The organism is Catelliglobosispora koreensis DSM 44566 (assembly GCF_000379685.1).
GTDB classification, from domain to species: domain Bacteria; phylum Actinomycetota; class Actinomycetes; order Mycobacteriales; family Micromonosporaceae; genus Catelliglobosispora; species Catelliglobosispora koreensis.
The window spans coordinates 97,881-119,517 of the sequence record NZ_KB903250.1; the positions used below are offsets into that span (position 1 = coordinate 97,881).

Sequence of the window (21,637 nt, forward strand, 5' to 3'; positions counted from 1 at the left end):
GCTAGCCCCCGGATACGACATCCTTCACCTGGGTACGCGAGGTGACCCCCAGCTTGTGCAAGATGCTCGACACGTGAATCGCAGCGGTCTTCGGCGAGATGTAGAGACGGCGAGCCAACTCGGCGTTGGTGAGACCGGCGGCGATCAGCATGGCGACCTCCCGCTCACGTGGCGTCAGAGCACCGGTGCCGGTGACTTCACGTGTCCCCCCGTCGGGAGCCAGACCCGCCTCCGCTCGTACGCTACGCAGCTTTTCCACCCGCCAACCGCCCCACTTCGCGAGCAGTTTGGACGCCTGATCCAGATATGGAACAGCTTCTGCCGCACGGTTTTGCGCCATGAGGCTGTGCGCGTGCCCGACCGCGGCGCTTCCCCGCTGATGCGGGTTGAGCAGCTCGGCGGTCAGCGCCTCTTGGAAGCCCTTGATCGCCTCAGCGTGATTGCCGCTCGCCTGGGCGACGGTCGCGTCGATCAGTGTGCGGTATTCGTCCCAGACGTTGATGTCCAGCAGTTCAGAAACCATGCGCCGCAAGCTCTTTAGCGGAAGCCCAGCGTAGATCGCCGCTGTGATGAGATCGTTGGCCTGTGCTCCGCTGCGCCATGTCTGCTCACGAACAGCGGTGAACACTTCCTCCAGATAGGACTCCGCCGCGGCGATGTTGTTCGTGCGGCAAGCCAGGTGGAAGGCCAATGCCGGGACGATCAGTGTCGACGGAAGCTGAAGTTGCCGCAGATCGTCAATGACACGCGAAGCTTTCGTGAACTCACTGGCCTCAAGGTAAAGCCCGGCAAGGAAAACGGCGTGCACGTCGGCTTTGCGCCCGCGCCGCACATAGCTCAGGTCACGGCTGCGTCCCTGTTCCAGCGCCGTTATCGCGGCCTTAAGGTCACCTTCGCGCATCGCGACCCGGGCCCGGCCCTGGTAGTAGGCGGCCACGGCGGTCGACTCGAACCCGGCTCGTTCCGCGTTGACACGCATGCGTTCCAGCATCTCGGCGTGCTCGGCCGGGTCGGCTGGCGGAAGACTTTGCACCAGAACGTTTAGCGAGCGGGCGGCTAGTACCCACTCGTCGGCTTTTTCGGCGGCGTCGACGAGACCCACCAGAATCGCGCGGCCCTCGGCGGCGGTGGCGGGGCGGTCCGTTAAGGCCATGCCCTTCTCCGCGAGCGCGGACAGTTTCGCCTTCGTCAGGTCCATTTCTTCAGCCAAGGCGAGCGCGCGCTCGGCCCAGCGCAGGGCTTCTTCGGGCTCATCACGCAAGAGGGCTGACTGAGCGACCGCTGACATCGCGAGCGCCTGATCGTCACCGGGTGGCAATTCTTCAAGCAGCGCTTGGATTTCCGTGGTGAGCTGCTCCATGACGGCGATCTCGTCGGCTTCCCAGGCGAGCCGGATCATCAGGGCTTGAGCGTGTGCACGGTCCACATTGGACGCAGCGGCGTCGCGCCAGCGCTTGGCATACTCACTGGCGTCTTCGTTCAGTCCAGCGAGCCAGGCCGAACGGGCAGCCGCGGCGAGCAGTGGCGCGTCTTCGCCTGCTTCCTCAAGCCCCATCTCGGCCAGGCTGAGTGCTTGGTGCGCTGAGCCAATCGACAGGTAGAGCTCGGTGCCTTTGCGTGCCGCGGCGACCATGTCTTCGTACCGGCCAGCGGCCTGTGCGTGCTTGGCGACCATCGCCGGGTCAGACCCGCCTGCGGTGAGCAGGGTTTCCAGCGCGGCTTCGTGCAACCGCCGACGTTGCCGTCCGAGCAGGCGGCCTGTCACGGATTCGCGCACGAGCGCGTGGCGGAACGTGAATTCGTCTTCGCCGGTCTCCACCAGAACGCCCCGCTCGACCAGCACACCGAGCGCCGAGATCAGTTCGTCTTCACTGGTGCCAGAGACCGTCGCGAGCAGGTCGAAGGGCACACGGTGCCCGAGCACGGCCGCGGCGTCGAGCACGCGCTGGTCGCGGGGATCGAGGTCGGCGACGTGGCGGCGCAGGACTTCGGTCACACTCCACGGCAGCGGGTGCTCACAGAGCAGTTCCGGGTCTTCGCCCTCGTGCCCACGCAACAGCTCTTCTAGGAAGAAGGGGTTGCCACCCGTGCGCCGGTGCAGCGACGACACCGCGCGGACCGTGGCCGGCTGGCCCGCCACAGCGGCGACAAATGCCCCAGTTTCCGCCTCGGTGAGCGGTTCGAGTTCGATGCGGGTCACTGGACGGCGACGATCCAGACGCGACAACAACCCGGTCGCGGGACTGCGCCCGTCAAGGTCTCCTGGACGGAACGTCCCGATGATCAGCTTGGCCGTGTCGAGGTCAGCCAGGCGCTCGAAGAGCGCGGCGCTTTCAGAGTCAGCCCAGTGGAGATCTTCGAACACGATGACCGCTGGGCGATCCCCGATCAGTTCATTGAGCAGTGCCAGGCCGGCGTGCAAGCGCTCAACAGCGCTGCGGCCCGTGTCGGCCAGCTCGTCGAGCCGCTGGCGCGAGACGTCAGGCTCGCCGCTCAGGGCATCCATCAGCACTTCATAGGGCCGGGCGAGCGATCCGGGCTCGGCATGGCCCACGAGGACAACCGTCTCGGGCGTCAGCTTGCTCAGAAATTCCGCTATCAGCCGGGTCTTACCCATTCCGGGCTCACCGGCCACGATCGCCGCACGCGGCTGCGAAGACGAGGCGAGCTGCATCAGCTGATGCAGCTCGCGGTCACGTCCTATCATCACTGGGCTCGCCCCGTCACGCGTGCTTCGCACGGGTCGAGATTACCGGCTCCCTCGCACGCTGTGCTTTGTTGTTATCGGTGAGACGGCGCTTGATGGCTTGGAAGAGTCGCTCTTGCTCGGCTTCGGCGATCAGCTCGCGGTGGTGTTCGTTGATCTGGCCGAGGAGGAGTTCCGGGTGGAGTATCACTGTCTTTTTCCCTTCATCGCTTTCTGATGTACTCATCTTCTAGCGAGTAAGGGCCGATGCCATCCACAGCAGTTACCTATCTTGGCCAGACCTACCTACCTAGGCGTCTTGGGTACCCGTCCTAGGTATACCTATGCCGAACCGGCGCACGATCCATAACCGCAGCGCAACGGGCGGATGGGTGCGGGCCGGCCGATACCTAGGGCCGCCGGCCCGATCAAAGAACGAAACCATCTGCTGGTACGAAGTGAGCCGCACCCCGATCAGATCGCACGCGATCTCGGCCCGCCACGACACCATGACGTGGTGCGCGACCAGGCTGACCGCGGCGAGCACCCAGACCGAGGGCTCAAAGGTCACGAAGGCTGGCACCGCCAGGCTGTAGAGCGCCCAGATCCGGAAGGTCCCGTGGGACGAGTCGTTGCGCAGCACGTGCGCCAGCTCGTGGGCGACGACCTCACCACTTTCGGCCGGGCGGTTGAAGACCTCGCGCGAAACGCCGATGCGGGCCTTAGTTCCGATGCGGACCGCGTGGTCGTCAAGCTTGTAGTCGTCGCGCAGCCATAGCGCGAAGTCGCTGACACCCCAGCTGGCTAGAAGCTCACGTAACTGAGGCGGCGTGAATAAGACGGTGGAGGATTCCGGGGCGGGGATGCGTGCGCGGCTGAAACGCCAGGCGTAGAGCGCCATCCTGACGACCAGGAAGACAGCGGCGAGCGCGAGCACGAGTTCTGGACCTGACGTGTTCCTTGTCAGCTCCACCATGAGGGCGAGCGTTGCCGCGTACCACAAAGCGCTGACGATGTAACCCGCGAAGTGACGCCGCGGACGCGGCCAGTCCCACCCGCTCGCCTCGACGAGCAATTGGCGAAACTCAGCGGACAGTTCGACGGCAGCGTCCGGTTGGGACGGCACGTGTTGCGCCGCAACGGCCATCTCGATCGCGCTGAAGTCAGCGCCGATCTCCGCGAGCGCGAACGCCGCCGCTGAGTGCTGGACGCGGATCATCGCGAGGATGAGGTGACCGGCCGTGATGATCCGCTTGTGGCCCAGGCGCTTGGACTCCCAGACCGCTTGCTCCAGAACCTCTTGCGCTTCAGCGGAATAGGCCACGGCCCGCTTCTGGGTTTCGGCAAAGGCAGGTGGTCGCTGACGGGTGACCTGCTCTCGTACCCTCTGGGGTGTTATCCCTTGCTGGACAAGCGCTTTGACCGCGGGATCCTTCTCGGCCGTGAGCAAGCCAAGCAGCATGGCGGCACTGTCCAAAGTGTCGAAACGCAACTCTCTGGCCGCGACCTGACCCTGGATCAGCGCCTGCCTCGCCTCTTCGGTGAAGTTATGGAGCATTGCCGAACTTTGCTTCCACGGCCGCCTCCAAAGCGCCTAAGTCCGCAACACACGACCAGAGCAGTTGCGCGCCAAGCGATTCCCGCAGGCGCACGAGCGCGAGCAGGAGGTGACCTGAACCAAGGGTTTCCGATCCGGAGTAATGCGCGAGTTTCTGGGCATCAGACAGAATCGTGATGATCTCGTCGGTTAACGGGAGAACCCCGGGCATGACGGGCCGCTCCGGCAACGGCCAGCGTGCCGCGATGAGATCCCGCACGGCCGCAGCCGAAACCCCTTGTGCGGCCAGGGTTTTCGCGGCAGGGCTGAATTCGGTGACTAGCATTCCTAGCAGAAGCCCGGCACTGTCGAGGCCGTCACGGCCGATTGATTTGGCGGCTTCATGAGCATTCGCGATGACGGCTTCGGCGTCCATGGCAAGACGGTCGATCATGGTGCGTCCCCTCGTGATTGGAACGCATGATAGCCGAACCAACCCAGGTGAAAGGTATTCACATTTACCTCTGTCTGTACTACCGTGCGGTAACCACGGCGTAACCACGCCGTATTCACCCCCATCGCAAGGAGCCCGGATGAGGCGATCAACCGCCATAGTCACCGCCCTGCTGATAGGGCTCGCGTTACCGGTCCCCGCGGCACAGGCGGCGGCCCGTCCCCCGATTCAGCCGCTGCCAGCAGATCTGGAAGTCATTCGCGCCAGCGAAGCGACCGCTCTGTACGGCAGCCCGGGTATCAAGCCGATCGAACAGCGCAAGACCTCGCTCATCACCATGGGAGACAGCGAGATCTCGGGCGAAGGCGTCGGCAACTATGTCCCAGGGACGCACCAAGATGGAAACTGGTGCGACCGCTCCTATGACCAGGCCGTTTTCCGCACTGGCATTCCCTCGGACACGCAATACAACCTGGCCTGCTCGGGCGGCCAGCCGGTGCACCTCATCGAGGGATCCGGCCAGCGCCAGTGGAACGAGCTAAACCAGGGCGACTACCTTGCCATCAAGGCCCGCAACACACACGTCAAGCTCATCTGGATCGTCGTGGGCGCCAACGGTGAAGGGACCATCCAGTTTGGACCCGTCGCCACCGACTGCGCGGTCAAGCGAGTCTTCTTCCAGGGTCCGTGCTACGGCACGTACACCGACCAGTGGGCGATCCGCACCGACGGCAGCCGCCAGCAGGTCGAGCAAGTTCTGGCCAGTGTCAAGCAGACCATGACCAGAGCCGGTTACCTGGCGACTGACTACGAGCTGGCGCTGATGTCCTACCCCAGCCCGGGTTCGCCGGATGTCGAAGACAACCCGAACTTCCCCGGCTGGTACGGCGGCGGATGTCTGATTTACTTGCACGACGCCGCTTTCGCCCGCAACAAGGCCGTGCCGATGTTCGAAACGGCCCTGCGCAGGGCAGCCCAGAACCAAAGTGTGCGCTACCTCGACGCGAGCCGGCTCTTCCACGGCCACGAAGTCTGCACTGACAGCACCTCAGTGCGCGGTCTGTTCATCGAGGTTGGCATCTGGGACGAAAACGCCGCGAGGCAATCGTTCCACCCGAACTACCGCGGCCACGGCATGTTCGCCCAGTGCATGACCGCGTTCTTCACCTCCGGCTTGTCCACAGCGTCCTGTGTGGACCCGGCTTCCACCGGCCAGGGTGTGCTCTACCCGGGGCTGATGGAGTTCAAGCAGCTGCGCAACGCCGGAACAGGTGGCTGCGCAGACGGTGAAGGCTACAACTCCCGCAACGCCACCAAACAGGTCAGCTGGACTTGCCACGGCGGACGCAACCAGGGTTTCTGGTACGACTCCACCCGCCAGTCCGTGCACTCCGAGCTCTCCCACGACCGTTGCCTTGACGTGCGTGGCGGCTCGATCAGCGCCAACACCGAAGTCATCATCTACGACTGCCACGGTGGCAACAACCAGAAGTGGGTCTTCGCCGGCAACCAGATCAAGCCGGCGACCAACAGCGGACTGTGCCTCGCTTTTGACAGCCCCTCTTCCGGAGCGCCGCGCCTGCGCTTGCAAACGTGCGGCACCTCAACCCGGCAGCAGTGGTCGTTCGAATCCCGCAACTTCGCCAACCCCGTTGGCTACGGATACAACGACTTCATCGGTTCCCGGGTGTACTAAAACAGCCTGACAGCGAAGGCCGGCCGGGACCTTCCCAGCCGGCCTTCGCCGTCGGTTACGGGAAGTAGATGTACGGGCTGTACTTCCAGCCCAGGCTCGATCCGCTGCAGGTGAAGAACTCGACCTCCGTGCGGCCCGATCCCGTGCTGGTGATGTACTTGTGCACCTCCGGATAGCGCCCGAGGTGGTCGATGACCGCCGTGTAGTGATACACGCGCACGCCATTCGTCCGTAGATAGACCTGCGCGGTGCACTCGGAACCCCAAGAGTTCACATAGAAGTCACCGCTTTGCCGGCCATACGAGTTCGAGTAGCTGGAGCAGGGACTCAGCCTCTGCTGCAGGCAGCCACCGCCGCTCTGAGCCTGCGCCGCTGTCGGCACCGCCATCACGCCGACCGCGATAGCTGCCGCCAGTAGCACTGATGCGAGTCGTTTCACGAAATCTCCCTTCGTGCGTCTTTGCGCAACTGAAAGCGTTGCAGTACAAGCATCAGCGATGGATATCATTGCCTTACACATCGATGTTCCATAATCGATCTCATATACAACTATGTTGCAAACGGGGGCAACACACTTGAGGACGTCATTGGTCCTTTTTGGACGGCCAAGTCTGTGGTTTGAAGGCAGTGAGATCGACCTTGGCCCCAATAAACAACGCGGCATTCTAGCTGTCCTCGCTCTTGGTCAGGGGCAGCACATCTCAGCAAGCACGGTGATTGACCGGGTCTGGGGGACGGAACCACCCACCCGCGCGCGCGAACTTCTTTACAACTACGTGGCCCGGCTGCGATCGAGACTCGCCAGCGTGCCAGGCGTTGGCATCAAAAGCAGCAATGGTTACAGCATGACGCTGGAGGACGAATCGGTTGACGTGTTTAGGTTCCGCCGGATCGTGGCTGACGCCCGGCTCGTGAGTGGCAGTCAACAGCAGGTCCACCTGTTGCGCGAAGGGCTGGCGCTTTGGCGTGATGAGCCTTTGGCTGGCCTGCAAGGCGCGTGGTTCTCAGCCATGCGCGCCTCGCTGGAGACGCAGCGGACGATCGCGATCGTGGAGCGTTTCGAGCTGGAGCTTCAGCTCGGCATGCACCGGGTGATAGTCGACGAGCTATCCGCGTTGCACGCCCAAAGCCCGGGCTCGGAACCCTTGGCCTGCCTGCTTATGCGGGCGTTCACGCGGTGTGACCTGCAGACCGAAGCCCTGCGAGTGTTCCGCGACACCCACCGGACCCTGAGCGAGCTTTACGGAGTGGAGCCGGGCAAGCGGCTCTGCGATCTGCACCACGCCGTCCTATCCGGCGCCGCCATCTAACTGTCGCTGGCAAGGATGGTATCTAGGAGCGGGGCTAGCCGCGTGGCGGCGTCGAACATGGCGGGTGCGCCATACCGTTCGGCGTGCAGGTGCGAGAGCATCTCCAAACCGAGATAAGTGGCCACGGCGGCGGCTGCTAGCTCCGGCACGGGAAGCAAGGCCGCCAGAGGGCTTTCGCCGAGCAGTCCGTTTAGGACAGACTCGGCGAACTCCTGCCAGCGGGCCGTTTCAGCACGCACCGTTTCGGCCAGCTGCGGGGAGGTTACCGCTGCGGCGACAAGTTCCTGGATCGCGGCGATGTGCCCACTGGACTCGTCCTCTTGGTAGAGCACGCGAAGACGGCCGATCAGATCGGTGGCACCACTGACTTCCGCTGTCTCAGCGCGGTACCGCTCCAGCCGCCGTTGGCTCGTATACGTTGCCGTGGCGGCGAAGAGGTCGCCGAGATCGGCGAAGTGGTAGTAGATGACACCGGGAGCGAACCCGCCAGTCTTGGCGATAGCACGAGCCGTGGTTTTGGAGTAGCCCTCAACCGACAGCGTGCGCACGGTCGCTTGCATGATTCGCTCACGGGTTTCGGGACGCGGCACTTAGGGGACCTTCCAGGGCCGGACCCCCACGGCTTCCAGCACCGGGTCGAGCCGCCGCGACAATTCCGCGAGCTTGTGACTGGGCACCTGGGGGTAGAGGTGGTGTTCGAGGTGATAGGTCAGCTCAAGGAAGATAGCCGGAATGATGCGCCCGCGCAGGGTTCTCGTTTGCGTGTACGGCGTATCGCCGTAACCGTGATGCGGAAGGTAAACCGTGAGCAGCGGATACACCCAGCTGCCAACGATCGCGAGCGCCGCGTAGAGCAGAACGCCGGGCACGAATAGCCCGACGGTCAGTGCGGTCAACGGCACGAGTGCTTCGGCGACGAGCCATTTGCGTTGTGCTGGCACGCGTTTGAAAGACCACCACCAGAGCTTGCCGAGAAACACCGGTCCATAGCAGATCGCTCCGATGAAGGAGAGCTTCGCTGGGTACCCCTCGGGATCGTCTTGTCCTGGAAAGACCTTGTGATGCTGCGTGTGTGTGATGCGGTACGCGTGCCCGCTCTCCAGCAACACGAGCCCGCAGAAAAACAGCGCCCACTCGGTCGCCTGAGGACCGAGCCCGATCGCCCGGTGCACGACGTCATGCGTGACGGTCACGACAGCGACGAAGATGCCGAACATGACTAGGGGCGTAAGCCACCACCACCCCTGCCACACCACGAAGGCGAAGACAGCGACACCTATGAAGGGCCGTGCCAGGGCGGCAATGCGCTGTGCCCGGGTCGTCACGAGGAGGTCGTCGGTAATCAACGCAGGATCCCTTCGGCCACGATGCGGCTGCCCAGCACACAGGCGACGGTTCCGAGTCCGGGCCAGGTGGTGTCGCCCGCCATCCATAGACCATCAATGCCAAGGTGATGCGGGATCGCCCGCTGATTGGTGTTACGCAACGTTTGCCTCACTCCGGCCACGGCTCCGCGCGGGCGGCTGGTGAAGTGCTCATAGGTGCGTGGCGTTGCGGTCTGGCACACGACGGCTCGCTCCCCCAGCTGCGGGTAGACCCGCTGCGCTTGCGCGATAAGGGTTTCGGTGAGTTCCTTCTTGCGCTGTTCGTAGTCTGTTCCGTCCCAGCCGCCGAGCTCGGTGTGCGTGGAAATCATCACCGCCCGGTGTCCTGGGGGTGCGCTGTCATGGTCGCCCGCACTGGATACCGAAATGAACATGTTGTTGCCCTCCCCCAAGGGTGCCCGGTAGTCGTGCATCAGCTGATGGTGGGTGAAATGCTGTCCGTCCACTTCGGACTCTGGCACGCCGAGAAAGACGACGGCAGCTCCGCCCAGATGTGGCTCGTCTCGCGTGACATACCGGCGCAACCGGGGTGCTAGAGCCGGAATCACTTGCGCTGTAAGCGATGCGGGCAGGGTGCTGACGACCTGGCGGGCACGGACCGGCCCGCGATGGGTGTCTAGCACGAACCCCGGCGACACACTGTGCACCCGGCACCCGGCCTGGAACACACCGCCAAGCTCCCGATAGCGAGCCACGAGCACACGCCAGAATCCGTGCATGCCGCCGCGATGACGGGTCAGGCCCGCTCCTCTGATCGTGACGCCCAGAGCCGCGTTGATCAGCGGCGCGTCGTCAACGGTGCTGTGCACGGTGTCCTCGACGAGCATGCCGAGCAGGCCAACGAGCGCGTCCTGCTCGCGTAAACCATGGCGGCGCAACGCATCGCCAAGTGTCCACGTTGCATAACGTGCCAGCGGCAGCCCGTCCAGCCCGATCGCGCGCAGGTCAGCAAGCACGTCCCGCCCCGTGCGCACCGGCAGGCGTACGCCCTTGCGGCTGGCCTTCCAAAACACTCCGGCCAGCCGATCGAGCAAGGTCCAAAAAGCACGGTGCGCCGGACTGTCGCCGAAGGCTCGCAGTCGTTCTTGGTGCCACAGCGCGTTTTCCCGGTGCAAGGTCACTTTGCGATCAGGCAGCCACGCGCCATAGCCCGGCAGTTGTTCGCCAGCGAAGTCCGTGATTCCCGCCACATCGAGCAGCTCCGCGCCCACGCCGCCGGGCTCGAAGTCGACCAGCGTCGTGGCACCCACATCGAAGGAAAAACCCTTGTGGCGGAAGTATCCTGCGCATCCTCCCGCGTGACCGTGGGCTTCCAGCACCACCGTGCGTTGCCCTGCCGCCTGAAGACGCAGCGCAACGCCCATTCCAGCCATGCCACCACCGATGATGGCGACGTCCCAGGTCTGGTTCTGAACGTTCGTTCTGAACATATGTTCAAAGTAGACCCTTCCCATAGATCAGCACAACTGACCTTGACAGGCCTAGGTGGCTTTCTCGATGATGCTCAGTGATTGCCCACGGCAGGGAAAAGTGACACGGGGGTGCACTTTGGACATTGGGCCCAGGGAGCAGAGGCTGTTGCAGCTGCTGCTGTCCGGACACACCATTCGCGCGGCCGCTGGACAGCTTCACATCAGCAGCCGCACTACGGAAGCAATACTGGCCGAGCTTAGAGAGCGCGTCGATGCGCCAAGTCTCTACGCCTTAGGCGCCATCGCCGAACGTCTCGGCTGGCATGAACACGTTAGAGAACACATTTAGGGCACGTGCTGTCATACCCGGGGTGGCATGATCCCGGGTATGGCACAGACTGACTTTGACTTCCTCTTCGGGCGCTGGCATGTGCACAATCGCAAGCTGGCCAACACTCTCGATCCCGAGTGCATCGAGTGGGTGGAGTTCGAGGCGACGCAAGAGGCCAACCCGATTCTCGGCGGCATGGGAAATGTGGACTTCATGGTCACGACATTGCCGACGGGCGAATACTTCGAAGGCATGTCACTGCGCCTTTTCGAGCCAGAGCAACAGGTTTGGCGCATCTGGTGGGCCTCGACTGGCCGTCCAGGTCACCTTGATCCGCCAGTGGAAGGGCGCTTCACTGACGGCGTCGGGGTCTTCACCGGTGACGATGTGTTTGGCGGTCAGCCCGCTAAAGTCCGCTTCACGTGGGAGAACATCACGCAGACCGGTGCCCAGTGGTCTCAGGCGTTTTCCTTTGACGACGGCCAGACGTGGGGGCCGGTAAACTGGATCATGACGTTCACCCGAATATGATGAACAACAAACTTCGGGCAGTTTAATTAAGAATCGACCTATTGCGATATTGTCCGCTTGTTCGGTCCACTAACGGCCATGAGTGCCCACCACCATGACCATCCCCACGCACACGATCACAGCGCGCTTGGCCGGCGTTCCCTGATCGCCGGTGCCGGAGGCTTGCTGGTTCTCGCCGCCGCCCCGGGCACCGCACAAGCCGCTCGCACCCAGGTCGCCTCCGGGCCCATGGGCGCTAACCTGCCCGCCTATGGCGCGTCGCGCACGTCGGCGCTAACCCAGGGCACCACGCTGGTGCATGCTGACATGCACAACCACACCGTCATGTCCGACGGCGACGGAAGCCCCGAGAACGCCTTCGCCTCCATGCGTTCCGCGGGTCTCGACGTTGCCGCACTGACCGATCACACCACGCTGTTCGCCATCAACGGGCTGTCCCGCTCGGAATGGGACCGCACCAACGTCTTGGCTGGCGCTGCCGATGATCCCGGCAACTACACGGCGATCCGCGGGTTCGAGTGGTCACACCCGACCCTCGGTCACGTGAACGTCTGGTTCACCGCCAACTTCACCGACCTCGGCGGGTCCAGCAGCATGAGCCGCCTCTACAACTGGATCTCCAACGCTGGTGGCATCGCCTCCTTCAACCACCCAGGACGGGAAGTCCAGCGTTTCAACAACTTCAGCTACTCCTCAGCCGCCCGCAACTACATGGTCGCGATGGAGATCTTCAACCGCGGCGATGACTATCTGTTCGACGGCTGGTCCAACGGGCAGACCTCGCCACTCGTCGCCTGCCTCAACGCGGGCTGGCGTACCGGCCTGACCGGCGTCACCGACGAGCACGGCACCAACTGGGGGTTCCCCGAGGGCAAGGGCCGTACCGGTTTGTGGGTCGCCCAGAACACCCGCGCCGGAGTTCAGGAAGCCATGCGCGCCAGGCGTTTCTTCGCGACCCGCCTGTCGGGCCTGCGCGTCAACGCCACCGCCAACGGTGTCCAAATGGGAGGGACGCTGGGCATCACGAGCGGCGTCGTCAACTTCTCCCTCGACCTCGACCGGGGTCCCGACTGGTTCGGCAAACCCTTGCGCATCCAGGTTTTGCGGCCTGGCACGAGTGCACCGACGGTGGTCAACGTTGTCGACTTCACGTCGGGGAGCATCGCCAACTTCGCCGTTCCGCTCAACGCGGCTGACGGCAACTGGGTGGTGCTGAGGGTCTCCGATCCCACGCAAGCCAACGCTTCACCCGGCCCCGCTGGGCACCCGTGCAACGACTACGGCGTGGCCTACACGAGCCCGTGGTGGCTACAGCCCTAAGGCGCCGTGGACTAGTTTCGCGAGTCGTGGGTGGTCGAGCGGCGCGGCGGAGCCCGCCATGAGACCACCCATGACCAAGTCAACCTGTTGTGCCGCAAGGGCTTCCGGCGCGACTCGGCCATCAGGCTCGTACCACGTCCACATCCACTGCACGGAACCGTAGAACATCAGCGCCATCAACGCCGCGTCGCCTGGACGGAACGTTCCGTCCGCCATCCCGTCTCGCACCACGGCAGTGACGAGTTCGGAATATTCGCGGCGCATCTTGCGCGCGTCTTCCAGTGCCGGGCTATCGCGCAAGTGGACGATCTCGCGCTGGAACGCCACCGCCTCATCCCGGTGGTAGGCCTGATAGAAGACGCCGGCGTAGATCAATGCGGCGACCCGGTCGGCCGCGCTTTGCGTCACGGCGAGGATGCGCTTGGCCTCCTCGAGCCGCTGGCGCATGTATCGCTCCTGCAACTCCCGTAACAGCTGGTCCTTGGTGCCGAAGTGATGCACGATCGTGCCCTTGGACATGCCCAGCTCGGAGGCAAGATCGGCAAAATTCGTGCGCTCGTACCCACGGCGGGCCACACTGCGCACAAAGGCGTCCAGAATTTCATCGCGGCGTCCGGCCATAGCGAGAGCATACCCTTGACCGTACGTGCGGTCAGTAACTAGCCTTGCTCCATGTCCGCCCTTAACGGTGTGCTCGCCGACCTGCACGACGAGAGCGAAGACCTGGACCGGCTCGTGGCCGCACTGCCCACGTCCGACTGGGCCACCCTTACCCCCGCACCCGGCTGGACGATCTCCCACCAGATCGCTCATCTCGCGTGGACCGATGAAGTCAGCCGCTATGCGGTGTCCGATCAGGACAAGTTCGCCGCTTCGCTAGCCGCCGCGGCCGCCGACCCCGCCGGGTTCGTCGACACCGCCGCCAACGCCAGCGTGGACGCACACACTCCCGGCCAACTGCTCGCGCTGTGGCGCCGGGGGCGGGCGGAACTGGCCGCGACGCTGGCCGAGGTTCCGGACGGGACGAAGATTCCCTGGTACGGGACGCGCATGAGCGCCACCTCGATGGCGACGGCACGTCTGATGGAGACGTGGGCACATGGCCAAGATGTAGCCGACGCGCTGCACGTCGAGCGCACACCGACGCGGCGCCTCAAGCACATCGCGTTTCTCGCGGTGCGCACGCGGGACTTTGCCTTTGGAGTCCACGGCATGCCCGTGCCCGACAGCGAATTCCTCATCGAACTCGGGGCACCAGACGGCACGGTGTGGACGTGGGGACCCCCCGACGCCACTAACCGGGTGGCCGGACCGGCACTCGACTTCTGTTTGCTGGCAACACAACGGCGTAACCGGGCCAACCTCTCCCTCATCGCCACAGGGGCCGAAGCCGACCAGTGGCTCGACATCGCCCAGGCGTTCGCCGGACCGCCGGGACAGGGCCGGGCGGCACAATGATCCGCATTGGCAACGCGTCCGGCTTTTACGGGGACCGCTTTAGCGCCGTTCGCGAGATGCTCACCGGTGGGCAGATCGATGTGCTCACCGGCGACTATCTAGCCGAGCTCACGATGCTCATTCTCGGAAGATCCTCCAGTGGGTACGCGAAAAGCTTCCTGAAGCAGATGCAGCAGAACCTGGGGCTCGCCCTCGAACGCGGTGTCAAAATCGTCAGCAACGCCGGTGGCCTGAAGCCGGCCGCCCTCGCTCAGGCCCTCGACGAGCTGGGCACCGGCGCCAAAGTGTCCTATGTGGAAGGTGACGACCTCACCGAACGGTTCCCTAACCACCTCACGGCCAACGCTTATCTGGGCGGCTGGGGAATCGCGGACTGTCTCAAGGCGGGCGCCGACGTGGTCGTCACCGGGCGCGTCACGGATGCCTCGCTGACGCTCGGCCCCGCTGCCGCGCATCACGGCTGGGACAGAGACTCCTTTGACGCCCTCGCCGGCGCGACCGTCGCCGGGCACGTGCTGGAGTGCGGCACGCAAGCGACTGGTGGCAATTACTCGTTCTTCCAGTCGCTTGATCTGTCCAAGCCCCTTGGCTTCCCGATCGCCGAAGTGCACGCCGACGGTTCCTCGGTCATCACCAAGCACCCCGGGACCGGTGGTGCCGTGACCGTGGGAACCGTTACGGCGCAACTGCTCTACGAGATCGACTCACCGCGTTACCTTGGCCCCGACGTGGTCTCGCACTTCGACACCATCGTGCTTTCCGACGACGGACCGGACCGGGTTCGTATTAGTGGCGTGCGCGGTTCAGCTCCGCCGTCGACACTGAAGGTCTGCCTGAACCGGATCGGCGGTTTCCGCAACCACGTCGAGTTTGTGCTCACGGGGCTCGACATCGACGCGAAGATCGCCTGGCTGAAGTCGCAACTGCCCGGTCCCTACGAGTGGGTCCGCAACGGCCACCTGTTGCGCTGCGTCTTCAAGTCCCCTGATCCGACCGCCGCGGGCCGCGCCTTCAGCAGCGCCGCCATCGAGCTCGCGCTCGCGTCCTATCCCGGCTTCCATGTCACCGCCCCGCCCGGCGACGCCTCTCCCTACGGTGTCTACACAGCGGCTTTCGTCGAGGCGTCGACCGTGGAGCACACCGCTGTCTTGCACACCGGCACTCGCCTGACCGTCCCACCTACCCCCACCGACGCGTCGGCGCTTCCCGCCGCACTTTCCCCCGCGCACCCTTCCCCCGCCACGCCTTACGCAGCGGACACCGGTAGCGAAGCCGGCGCGGGAGCCGAAGGCCCGACGGGAAGCAGAAGCGGTGCGACGAGGCGAGTGGCGCTGGGAAGCATCGTCGGCGCGCGCTCGGGTGACAAGGGCGGCGACGCCAATGTTGGCGTGTGGGTACAGACGGATGAGGCCTACGCCTGGCTGGCGGAGACGCTCACGGAAGACAAGCTCCGCGAGCTGCTCCCGGAAGTGTCCGAAGTGGACAGGTACCTCCTGCCTAACCTGCGCGCCATCAACTTTGTATGCCGGGGGCTTCTCGGCGAAGGCGTGTCGTCTAGCACCCGCTTCGACCCGCAGGCCAAGGCGCTCGGCGAACAGCTGCGAGCGTGTGAGATCGACATCCCGGAGGAGCTGACATGAGTGACCGGGCAGTCATGCTGGCGAAGCTGACCGAGCTCGAACAGGAGCACGCGAAGGCGGTCGCGGGCGGTGGGCCGAAGTACACGGACCGGCACCGCAAACGGGGCAAACTTCTGGCCCGCGAACGCATCGAACTGCTCCTCGACGAGGGTTCACCGTTCCTTGAGCTGTCACCACTGGCGGCCTGGGGCACGGACTATCCCGTCGGCGCGAGTGTGGTTACGGGCATCGGCCATGTCGAGGGGGTCGAGTGCCTTATCGTGGCCAACGACCCGACCGTGCGCGGTGGTGCCAGCAACCCGTGGACGCTGAAGAAGATCTTCCGGGCCAACGATATCGCGCTGGAGAACCGGCTTCCGGTTATCAGTCTCGTGGAGTCGGGCGGTGCGGATCTGCCGTCGCAGAAGGAGATCTTCATTCCTGGCGGCCGGGTCTTCCGGGATCTGACGCGGCTTTCGAAGGCTGGCATTCCCACGATCGCGCTGGTGTTTGGGAACTCCACCGCTGGCGGGGCCTACATCCCCGGCATGTCCGACCACGTCGTGATGATCAAGGAACAGTCCAAAGTGTTCCTTGGTGGGCCACCGCTGGTGAAGATGGCGACCGGCGAGGAGTCCGACGAGGAATCCCTTGGCGGAGCTGAAATGCACGCTCGCACGTCCGGTCTGGCCGACTACTTCGCCGTTGACGAGCACGATGCCATCCGCATCGGGCGGCGAGTCGTTAAGCGGCTCAACTGGCGCCAGCACCGTCCGCGCGCGAGCGCGCCGCCGAAGCTCAATGAAGAAGACTTGCTGGATATCGTTCCCAGCGACTTGCGAATCCCGTTCGACCCGCGCGAGGTCATCAAGCGGATCGTCGACGGCTCCGAGTTCGACGAATTCAAGCCGCTCTACGGAGACAGCTTGGTCACCGGCTGGGCGAGCCTGCACGGCTATCCGATCGGGGTGCTCGCCAACGCCAGGGGCGTGCTGTTCAGCGAGGAGTCGCAGAAGGCGGCGCAGTTCATTCAGCTGGCCAACCAGACCAACATTCCGTTGCTGTTCCTGCATAACACCACCGGGTACATGGTGGGAGCACAGTATGAGCAGGGCGGCATCATCAAACACGGCTCGGCGATGATTAACGCCGTTTCGAACAGCACCGTGCCGCACCTGTCCGTCCTCATCGGAGCGTCCTACGGCGCCGGGCACTACGGCATGTGCGGGCGGGCCTACGATCCACGGTTCTTGTTCGCCTGGCCGAGCGCCAAGTCCGCCGTCATGGGGCCGGCACAGCTCGCCGGTGTGCTCGAAATCGTTGCCCGGCAGGCGGCTGCGTCAGCGGGACGCGAGTTCGACGAAGACAGCGCGATCGCGATGCGCATGATGGTGGAACAACAGATCGAGTCCGAGTCGCTGCCGATGTTCCTGTCGGGACGGCTCTATGACGACGGCATCATCGATCCACGCGACACGCGGACCGTGCTCGGGATCTGCCTCGACGTCATCCACGGCACGGAATTCCGTGGCGCACAGGGATATGGAGTGTTCCGGCTATGATCACCTCCGTTCTGGTCGCCAACCGGGGCGAGATCGCGCGCCGGATCTTCCGCACGGCACATGACGCGGGTTTGCGGACCGTCGCGGTTCATTCTGATGTGGACACCCATCAGCGATATGCCGATCTGGCCGTTCACCTCAAGGGCACGTCCCCGGCCGAGACTTACCTCAACCAGGAACGTGTCATTGAGGCCGCCAAGTCGGCTGGCGCCAATGCCATCCACCCCGGTTACGGATTCCTGTCCGAGAACGCCGACTTCGCCAAGGCGGTGCAAGACGCCGGCCTGATCTGGATCGGCCCGCCGCCGCAAGCCATCGAGGCGATGGCGTCAAAGGTGCAGGCGCGCGAACTGGCGGTTCGTCTAGGGATTCCAGTGCTCGAAGGAACGGACCGCTATCCGTTGCTGGTCAAGGCTTCCGCTGGCGGTGGCGGCCGGGGCATGCGGATCGTGCGCTCGCCCGAAGAACTCGGCGAAGCGCTGACCCTTGCCAAGGCCGAAGCACTAAACGCCTTTGGCGACGCGACTGTCTTCTGTGAGCCGTATATCGAAGACGCGCACCACATCGAAGTGCAGGTCCTGGCTGACGCTCACGGGACGGTGTGGGCGCTGGGCGAGCGGGAATGCTCCATTCAGCGGCGGCACCAGAAAGTCATCGAGGAGTCGCCATCGCCGTTGCTGCAGCGCTTTCCCGGGTTGCGGGACAAGCTGTTCGAGGCGGCCCGCGAGGCGGCTCGCGCGGTGGGATATGTCAGTACGGGGACGGTCGAGTTCCTCGTACCAGCTGATGGGTCTGGGTTTTATTTTCTGGAAATGAACACGCGGTTGCAGGTGGAGCATCCCGTCACCGAAGCGGCGACCGGTCTCGACTTGGTGGCTCTGCAGTTCGATATCGCTAATGGGCTCGCCCTGCCGTCTGAACCTCCGGCGCCCCAGGGCCATGCGATTGAGGCCCGCCTGTATGCCGAGGACGCCTCGTTCACCCCGCAAGCCGGTCCGTTGCATCGCTTTGAGGTCATCGGTCCCGTGCGCGTCGACAGTGGTTACGACAGCGGCGACGTCGTCTCGACTCACTACGACGCGATGCTGGCCAAGGTAATCAGCCATGCCCCAACGCGTACAGCCGCTGCGGCCAAGCTGGCCGGTGCGCTAGAGCGAGCGATCCTGCACGGCCCGTCCACCAACCGCGGCCTGCTCGTGAGCGTCCTGCGCGATCCCGTGTTCCTCGACGGGCGAGCACACACGTCTTTCCTTGAGCAGCAACAGTTCCCGGCAACGGCAAACGTGAAGCACGCGGCCCTCGCCGCTGCCCTGTCCAGGCCGGCCGGGTTCCGCAACGTGGTGTCGCAGCCGATCACTCACGCCTATCTCGGCCCGGATGGCGCACAGATAGACGTCGTCTTCCAGCTCAACCGGGGCGTCCTGGACACGGACGGCATCGAGTTGATCAGTGCGGACCGCGACGAAGTCATTCTCGCTGTGAACCACGTCCAGCACCGGTACCGCATAAGCACTTATGGCGATGTAGTTTTCGTTGACAGCGCTCAAGGTTCGGTGACGCTGCGCAAGGTGCCCAAGTTCACCGAGCCTACCGAGACACAAGCACCCGGAACGCTTAGCGCGCCCATGCCCGGAACCGTGACGGAAGTTCTGGTCAGCGAAGGCGACAAAGTCCAAGCGGGACAACCGTTGCTGCGCCTTGAGGCCATGAAGATGCAGCACAGCGTGACCGCCCCGGCAGCGGGGACCGTCACCCAGCTGACCGTCCAAGCTGGACAGCAGATCGACGCAGGAACCCCGCTGATCGTCATCACCGAGGAGGAGCAACCGTGAATTTCGCCGAAACCGATGAGCAGAAAGAGTTACGCAAAGCCGTCAAGGCGCTGGCCGAAAGTTACGGCCGCGACTACATGCGCGCGGAAGCTAAGGCGGGCAAGCACGCTGACGCCTTGTGGCGCGAAGCGGGGCGGCTCGGTTTCCTCGGCGTGAACCTCCCGGAGGAGTTCGGCGGCGGTGGGGCCGGGATCTACGAACTGTCGCTGGTGCTTGAAGAGCTCAGCGCGGCGGGCTGCCCGTTGCTGATGATGGTGGTCTCGCCCGCTATCTGTGGCACCATCATCGCCCGCTATGGCACACGTGAGCAGCAGGAGCAGTGGCTGCCAAGCATCGCCGACGGCTCGAAGATCATGGCGTTCGCCATCACCGAGCCGGACGCCGGGTCCAACTCGCACCAAATCACGACCACAGGACAAGCCGATCCCGAAGGCGGCTACATTCTCAACGGCCGCAAGGTTTTCATCTCCGGCGTCGACAACGCTGACGCCATCATGGTCGTCGGGCGGACCTCCTCTGCCGAGGGCTACCTGCGCCCGGCGTTGTTCATCGTGCCCACGGACGCGCCCGGCTTGCAGTGGCAGCCGATCGAGATGGAACTCAACGCCACCGAACGGCAGTTCATGGTGTTCCTTGATGACGTGAAACTGCCCGCGGACGCCATCGTCGGCGGCGAAGACGCCAACCTGGCCCAGCTTTTCGCCGGGCTCAACCCGGAACGCATCATGGTCGCGGCGCTGTCGATCGGGATCGGCCGTTATGCGCTCGCCCGCGCGACGTCCTACATGAAGGAGCGCACCGTTTGGGGCACGCCGATTGGCGCGCACCAAGGACTGGCGCATCCCTTGGCGGCCGCCGCGATCGAGATTGAGCTCGCGCGGCTGATGATGCAGAAGGCCGCTTGGCTCGTCGACAGCGGCGACGACCGCGCAGCGGGAGAAGCCGCGAACATGGCCAAGTACGCCGCCGCGGAAGCTTCCGTCAAAGCCGTGGACCAGTCCGTGCACAGCCTCGGCGGCAACGGCCTAACCGTCGAATATGGACTGGGCAGCCTCATCAACGTCGCTCGTGTCAGCCGGATCGCGCCCGTGAGCCGGGAGATGATCCTGAACTTCGTGGCACAGCAAACGCTTGGGCTGCCTAGATCCTACTGACCGAGGTCATCGCGGCGAACTGGTCGAGCAGCCAGGTGACCAGTTCGTCGCGTTCGCAGTGCGGATGCTGTAGCCACGCCAGCGTCGCCCCCTCCACGACCGCGATCCAGCACCGTACCGTGAGCGTCAGCCATGGGTCTGGCGCGTCATTCGTGATCATCGCCAAAGCGCGTTCCCGCACGCCGTCGATCAGGGCTGCCGTGTCTGACGTGCTGACCACGGAACCACTGCGCAACAACGCGCAGTAGGCCGGGGCGTAGTCGCTGGCGAAGTCCACGAACGCGGTCACCGCCGCCTTAAGGTCCCCGGTCCAGCGACCGCGCAACTCCTCGGTCGCCCGTTCCAGTGCCGCGACGTGAATGGCTGCCGTGCTCGGAAAGTACCGGTACACCAACGGTCGGGACACGTTGGCGTGCTCAGCGATGTCATCGATCGACACCTGCTCAGGTGGCTTCTGGGCGAACAGGGTCAACGCCACCTCGATGAGGTGGCGCTTACGTAACTCCGGGGCCATTCGTCTAGCCATGCGCGAACTCCCTGACCTTCTGTGCGACGTAGGCGGGCTGCGTCAGGGGCAGCCAGTGACCCTCGGCGATCCGGTGCACGCTCGCCCCGCGTACGTGCTGGACTTGCTCTTTCACGAAGCGATCACGGGTCGGAATGAGCACCTGCACCCGCGCGTCCACGGTGGACGGTCGCGGGCGCGCGAGACGAGCCAACATGCCAGCCCGGTAGAGCTTGAGCCCGTAGCGCACATCCTGATGATCAACGCGGTGCCCGATCATCCGGTGCAACAGGCCCGTCCGCGACAACAGCTCGGCCGCACCCCGAACCTGAAACATCAGCAGGTACGCCGAGGAAAGCACCTGACCGAGCAATAGCCCCCACTGCCTGGGCTGGCGGGCGAGCGAGCGCACCCAGTCCCCCGCGTGGTCGAGGTCTGGCCCGGAAATGGTGGTAAACGAAGCGACCCGGAGCCCCAGCCGCAAGGCATACCAAGCCTGGATCGAGCCCCAGTCGTGGGCGAGCAGATGCACCGGCTGAGCCGAGACCGCCTTAGCGACCGCGATCAGGTCTTTGCCGAGCCGCTCCAGCCGGTAGGCGGCCGTCTGGTTAGGACGGTCTGATTCCCCCGCCCCGCGAACGTCATAGACCACGACACGGAAGTCCTCGCTCAGATCCGTGGCGATGGCATCCCAGAGCCGGGAATTGTCTGGAAACCCATGCACGCAAAGGACAACCGGGCTATCTGACCGCCCACTTTCCCGGATGGCCAGCTCCACCCCATCTTCCATGACTAGGCGCATGGGCCATATTAGAATTTCTGTCAGCAACGCGCCATAGGCTCCG

Annotated in this window: 20 protein-coding genes; 9 read left to right on the forward strand and 11 right to left on the reverse strand. The window is 64.3% G+C overall.

Annotated elements, in window-relative coordinates:
- Position 1: 1 nt before the first annotated feature.
- The 4 genes from A3E1_RS0107550 to A3E1_RS0107565 all read right to left on the reverse strand — a co-directional run bounded on the left by A3E1_RS0107550 (position 2) and on the right by A3E1_RS0107565 (position 4,677).
- The gene (locus A3E1_RS0107550) at positions 2–2,740 is read right to left on the reverse strand and encodes a helix-turn-helix transcriptional regulator (protein WP_245571112.1); all 2,739 of its coding nucleotides are present in this window, start codon (positions 2,738–2,740) and stop codon (positions 2–4) included.
- Positions 2,724–2,933 (reverse strand): hypothetical protein, encoded by a 210-nt coding sequence (locus A3E1_RS46995; RefSeq protein ID WP_169454384.1) that lies wholly within the window; start codon positions 2,931–2,933, stop codon positions 2,724–2,726. The genes A3E1_RS0107550 and A3E1_RS46995 overlap by 17 nt, the downstream gene beginning before the upstream one ends.
- Before the next feature lie 63 nt (positions 2,934–2,996).
- Positions 2,997–4,244 carry a Clp protease N-terminal domain-containing protein gene (locus A3E1_RS44535; RefSeq protein WP_020520146.1) on the reverse strand — a complete coding sequence of 416 codons (1,248 nt, stop codon included), beginning with the start codon at positions 4,242–4,244 and terminating at the stop codon, positions 2,997–2,999.
- Positions 4,234–4,677 (reverse strand): Clp protease N-terminal domain-containing protein, encoded by a 444-nt coding sequence (locus A3E1_RS0107565; RefSeq protein ID WP_020520147.1) that lies wholly within the window; start codon positions 4,675–4,677, stop codon positions 4,234–4,236. Before A3E1_RS0107565 ends, A3E1_RS44535 begins: the two co-directional genes overlap by 11 nt.
- A 139-nt stretch (positions 4,678–4,816) precedes the next feature.
- Here A3E1_RS0107565 and A3E1_RS39365 point away from each other — a divergent pair, with 139 nt between their 5' ends.
- Complete coding sequence (locus A3E1_RS39365) at positions 4,817–6,373, forward strand: ricin-type beta-trefoil lectin domain protein (protein WP_020520148.1); 1,557 nt, start codon at positions 4,817–4,819, stop codon at positions 6,371–6,373.
- Between the two features lie 55 nt (positions 6,374–6,428).
- Here the strand turns inward: A3E1_RS39365 and A3E1_RS39370 are convergent, their stop codons facing one another.
- On the reverse strand, positions 6,429–6,812 hold the full coding sequence (locus tag A3E1_RS39370; RefSeq protein WP_157631387.1) for a hypothetical protein: 384 nt from the start codon (positions 6,810–6,812) through the stop codon (positions 6,429–6,431).
- A gap of 112 nt (positions 6,813–6,924) precedes the next feature.
- Here A3E1_RS39370 and A3E1_RS0107580 point away from each other — a divergent pair, with 112 nt between their 5' ends.
- Positions 6,925–7,683: an AfsR/SARP family transcriptional regulator gene (locus A3E1_RS0107580; RefSeq protein WP_083929402.1), complete on the forward strand. Its 759-nt coding sequence runs from the start codon at positions 6,925–6,927 to the stop codon at positions 7,681–7,683.
- Here A3E1_RS0107580 and A3E1_RS39375 read toward each other — a convergent pair.
- From A3E1_RS39375 to A3E1_RS0107595, 3 genes are read right to left on the reverse strand one after another with little or no spacing between them, the layout of a single operon-like run.
- A complete protein-coding gene (locus tag A3E1_RS39375; RefSeq protein ID WP_020520151.1) occupies positions 7,680–8,273 on the reverse strand; it encodes a TetR/AcrR family transcriptional regulator in 594 nt (197 codons plus the stop codon). The two genes, A3E1_RS0107580 and A3E1_RS39375, sit on opposite strands and share 4 nt — an antisense overlap.
- Positions 8,274–9,029 carry a fatty acid desaturase gene (locus tag A3E1_RS45950; protein WP_020520152.1) on the reverse strand — a complete coding sequence of 252 codons (756 nt, stop codon included), beginning with the start codon at positions 9,027–9,029 and terminating at the stop codon, positions 8,274–8,276. It abuts the gene before it with no gap.
- A complete protein-coding gene (locus tag A3E1_RS0107595; RefSeq protein WP_020520153.1) occupies positions 9,026–10,498 on the reverse strand; it encodes a phytoene desaturase family protein in 1,473 nt (490 codons plus the stop codon). The genes A3E1_RS45950 and A3E1_RS0107595 overlap by 4 nt, the downstream gene beginning before the upstream one ends.
- Before the next feature lie 370 nt (positions 10,499–10,868).
- Here A3E1_RS0107595 and A3E1_RS0107605 point away from each other — a divergent pair, with 370 nt between their 5' ends.
- On the forward strand, positions 10,869–11,342 hold the full coding sequence (locus tag A3E1_RS0107605) for a hypothetical protein (RefSeq protein ID WP_020520155.1): 474 nt from the start codon (positions 10,869–10,871) through the stop codon (positions 11,340–11,342).
- A 78-nt stretch (positions 11,343–11,420) separates the two neighbouring features.
- Positions 11,421–12,662 carry a CehA/McbA family metallohydrolase gene (locus A3E1_RS0107610; RefSeq protein ID WP_020520156.1) on the forward strand — a complete coding sequence of 414 codons (1,242 nt, stop codon included), beginning with the start codon at positions 11,421–11,423 and terminating at the stop codon, positions 12,660–12,662.
- Here the strand turns inward: A3E1_RS0107610 and A3E1_RS0107615 are convergent.
- Entirely contained in the window at positions 12,651–13,283 is a 633-nt protein-coding gene (locus A3E1_RS0107615; RefSeq protein ID WP_020520157.1) for a TetR/AcrR family transcriptional regulator, read from the reverse strand. The two genes, A3E1_RS0107610 and A3E1_RS0107615, sit on opposite strands and share 12 nt — an antisense overlap.
- Positions 13,284–13,334: 51 nt before the next feature.
- Here A3E1_RS0107615 and A3E1_RS0107620 point away from each other — a divergent pair, with 51 nt between their 5' ends.
- From A3E1_RS0107620 to A3E1_RS0107640, 5 genes are read left to right on the forward strand one after another with little or no spacing between them, the layout of a single operon-like run.
- Entirely contained in the window at positions 13,335–14,120 is a 786-nt protein-coding gene (locus A3E1_RS0107620; protein ID WP_020520158.1) for a TIGR03084 family metal-binding protein, read from the forward strand.
- Complete coding sequence (locus tag A3E1_RS0107625; protein WP_020520159.1) at positions 14,117–15,760, forward strand: acyclic terpene utilization AtuA family protein; 1,644 nt, start codon at positions 14,117–14,119, stop codon at positions 15,758–15,760. The genes A3E1_RS0107620 and A3E1_RS0107625 overlap by 4 nt, the downstream gene beginning before the upstream one ends.
- Positions 15,757–17,301, forward strand: a complete 1,545-nt coding sequence (locus tag A3E1_RS0107630) for an acyl-CoA carboxylase subunit beta (RefSeq protein ID WP_020520160.1) — start codon at positions 15,757–15,759, stop codon at positions 17,299–17,301. Before A3E1_RS0107625 ends, A3E1_RS0107630 begins: the two co-directional genes overlap by 4 nt.
- Positions 17,298–19,133: an acetyl/propionyl/methylcrotonyl-CoA carboxylase subunit alpha gene (locus A3E1_RS0107635; RefSeq protein ID WP_020520161.1), complete on the forward strand. Its 1,836-nt coding sequence runs from the start codon at positions 17,298–17,300 to the stop codon at positions 19,131–19,133. Before A3E1_RS0107630 ends, A3E1_RS0107635 begins: the two co-directional genes overlap by 4 nt.
- Positions 19,130–20,287, forward strand: a complete 1,158-nt coding sequence (locus A3E1_RS0107640; protein WP_020520162.1) for an acyl-CoA dehydrogenase family protein — start codon at positions 19,130–19,132, stop codon at positions 20,285–20,287. Before A3E1_RS0107635 ends, A3E1_RS0107640 begins: the two co-directional genes overlap by 4 nt.
- Here the strand turns inward: A3E1_RS0107640 and A3E1_RS0107645 are convergent.
- Both A3E1_RS0107645 and A3E1_RS39385 read right to left on the reverse strand, forming a co-directional pair.
- Positions 20,274–20,813 (reverse strand): TetR/AcrR family transcriptional regulator, encoded by a 540-nt coding sequence (locus A3E1_RS0107645; RefSeq protein WP_211215886.1) that lies wholly within the window; start codon positions 20,811–20,813, stop codon positions 20,274–20,276. The genes A3E1_RS0107640 and A3E1_RS0107645 overlap by 14 nt on opposite strands.
- Entirely contained in the window at positions 20,806–21,594 is a 789-nt protein-coding gene (locus A3E1_RS39385) for an alpha/beta fold hydrolase (protein WP_040390627.1), read from the reverse strand. The genes A3E1_RS0107645 and A3E1_RS39385 overlap by 8 nt, the downstream gene beginning before the upstream one ends.
- Positions 21,595–21,637 lie beyond the last annotated feature (43 nt).

What these genes read in the sequence shown, in the direction of transcription:
- A3E1_RS46995 (WP_169454384.1), bottom strand. Translation starts at nt 2,933, where the DNA reads ATGAGTACATCAGAAAGCGATGAAGGGAAAAAGACAGTGATACTCCAC.
- A3E1_RS44535 (WP_020520146.1), bottom strand. Translation starts at nt 4,244, where the DNA reads ATGCTCCATAACTTCACCGAAGAGGCGAGGCAGGCGCTGATCCAGGGT.
- A3E1_RS0107565 (WP_020520147.1), bottom strand. Translation starts at nt 4,677, where the DNA reads ATGATCGACCGTCTTGCCATGGACGCCGAAGCCGTCATCGCGAATGCT.
- A3E1_RS39365 (WP_020520148.1), top strand. Translation starts at nt 4,817, where the DNA reads ATGAGGCGATCAACCGCCATAGTCACCGCCCTGCTGATAGGGCTCGCG.
- A3E1_RS0107580 (WP_083929402.1), top strand. Translation starts at nt 6,925, where the DNA reads ATGTTGCAAACGGGGGCAACACACTTGAGGACGTCATTGGTCCTTTTT.
- A3E1_RS0107595 (WP_020520153.1), bottom strand. Translation starts at nt 10,498, where the DNA reads ATGTTCAGAACGAACGTTCAGAACCAGACCTGGGACGTCGCCATCATC.
- A3E1_RS0107605 (WP_020520155.1), top strand. Translation starts at nt 10,869, where the DNA reads ATGGCACAGACTGACTTTGACTTCCTCTTCGGGCGCTGGCATGTGCAC.
- A3E1_RS0107610 (WP_020520156.1), top strand. Translation starts at nt 11,421, where the DNA reads ATGAGTGCCCACCACCATGACCATCCCCACGCACACGATCACAGCGCG.
- A3E1_RS0107615 (WP_020520157.1), bottom strand. Translation starts at nt 13,283, where the DNA reads ATGGCCGGACGCCGCGATGAAATTCTGGACGCCTTTGTGCGCAGTGTG.
- A3E1_RS0107620 (WP_020520158.1), top strand. Translation starts at nt 13,335, where the DNA reads ATGTCCGCCCTTAACGGTGTGCTCGCCGACCTGCACGACGAGAGCGAA.
- A3E1_RS0107625 (WP_020520159.1), top strand. Translation starts at nt 14,117, where the DNA reads ATGATCCGCATTGGCAACGCGTCCGGCTTTTACGGGGACCGCTTTAGC.
- A3E1_RS0107630 (WP_020520160.1), top strand. Translation starts at nt 15,757, where the DNA reads ATGAGTGACCGGGCAGTCATGCTGGCGAAGCTGACCGAGCTCGAACAG.
- A3E1_RS0107635 (WP_020520161.1), top strand. Translation starts at nt 17,298, where the DNA reads ATGATCACCTCCGTTCTGGTCGCCAACCGGGGCGAGATCGCGCGCCGG.
- A3E1_RS0107645 (WP_211215886.1), bottom strand. Translation starts at nt 20,813, where the DNA reads ATGGCTAGACGAATGGCCCCGGAGTTACGTAAGCGCCACCTCATCGAG.
- A3E1_RS39385 (WP_040390627.1), bottom strand. Translation starts at nt 21,594, where the DNA reads ATGCGCCTAGTCATGGAAGATGGGGTGGAGCTGGCCATCCGGGAAAGT.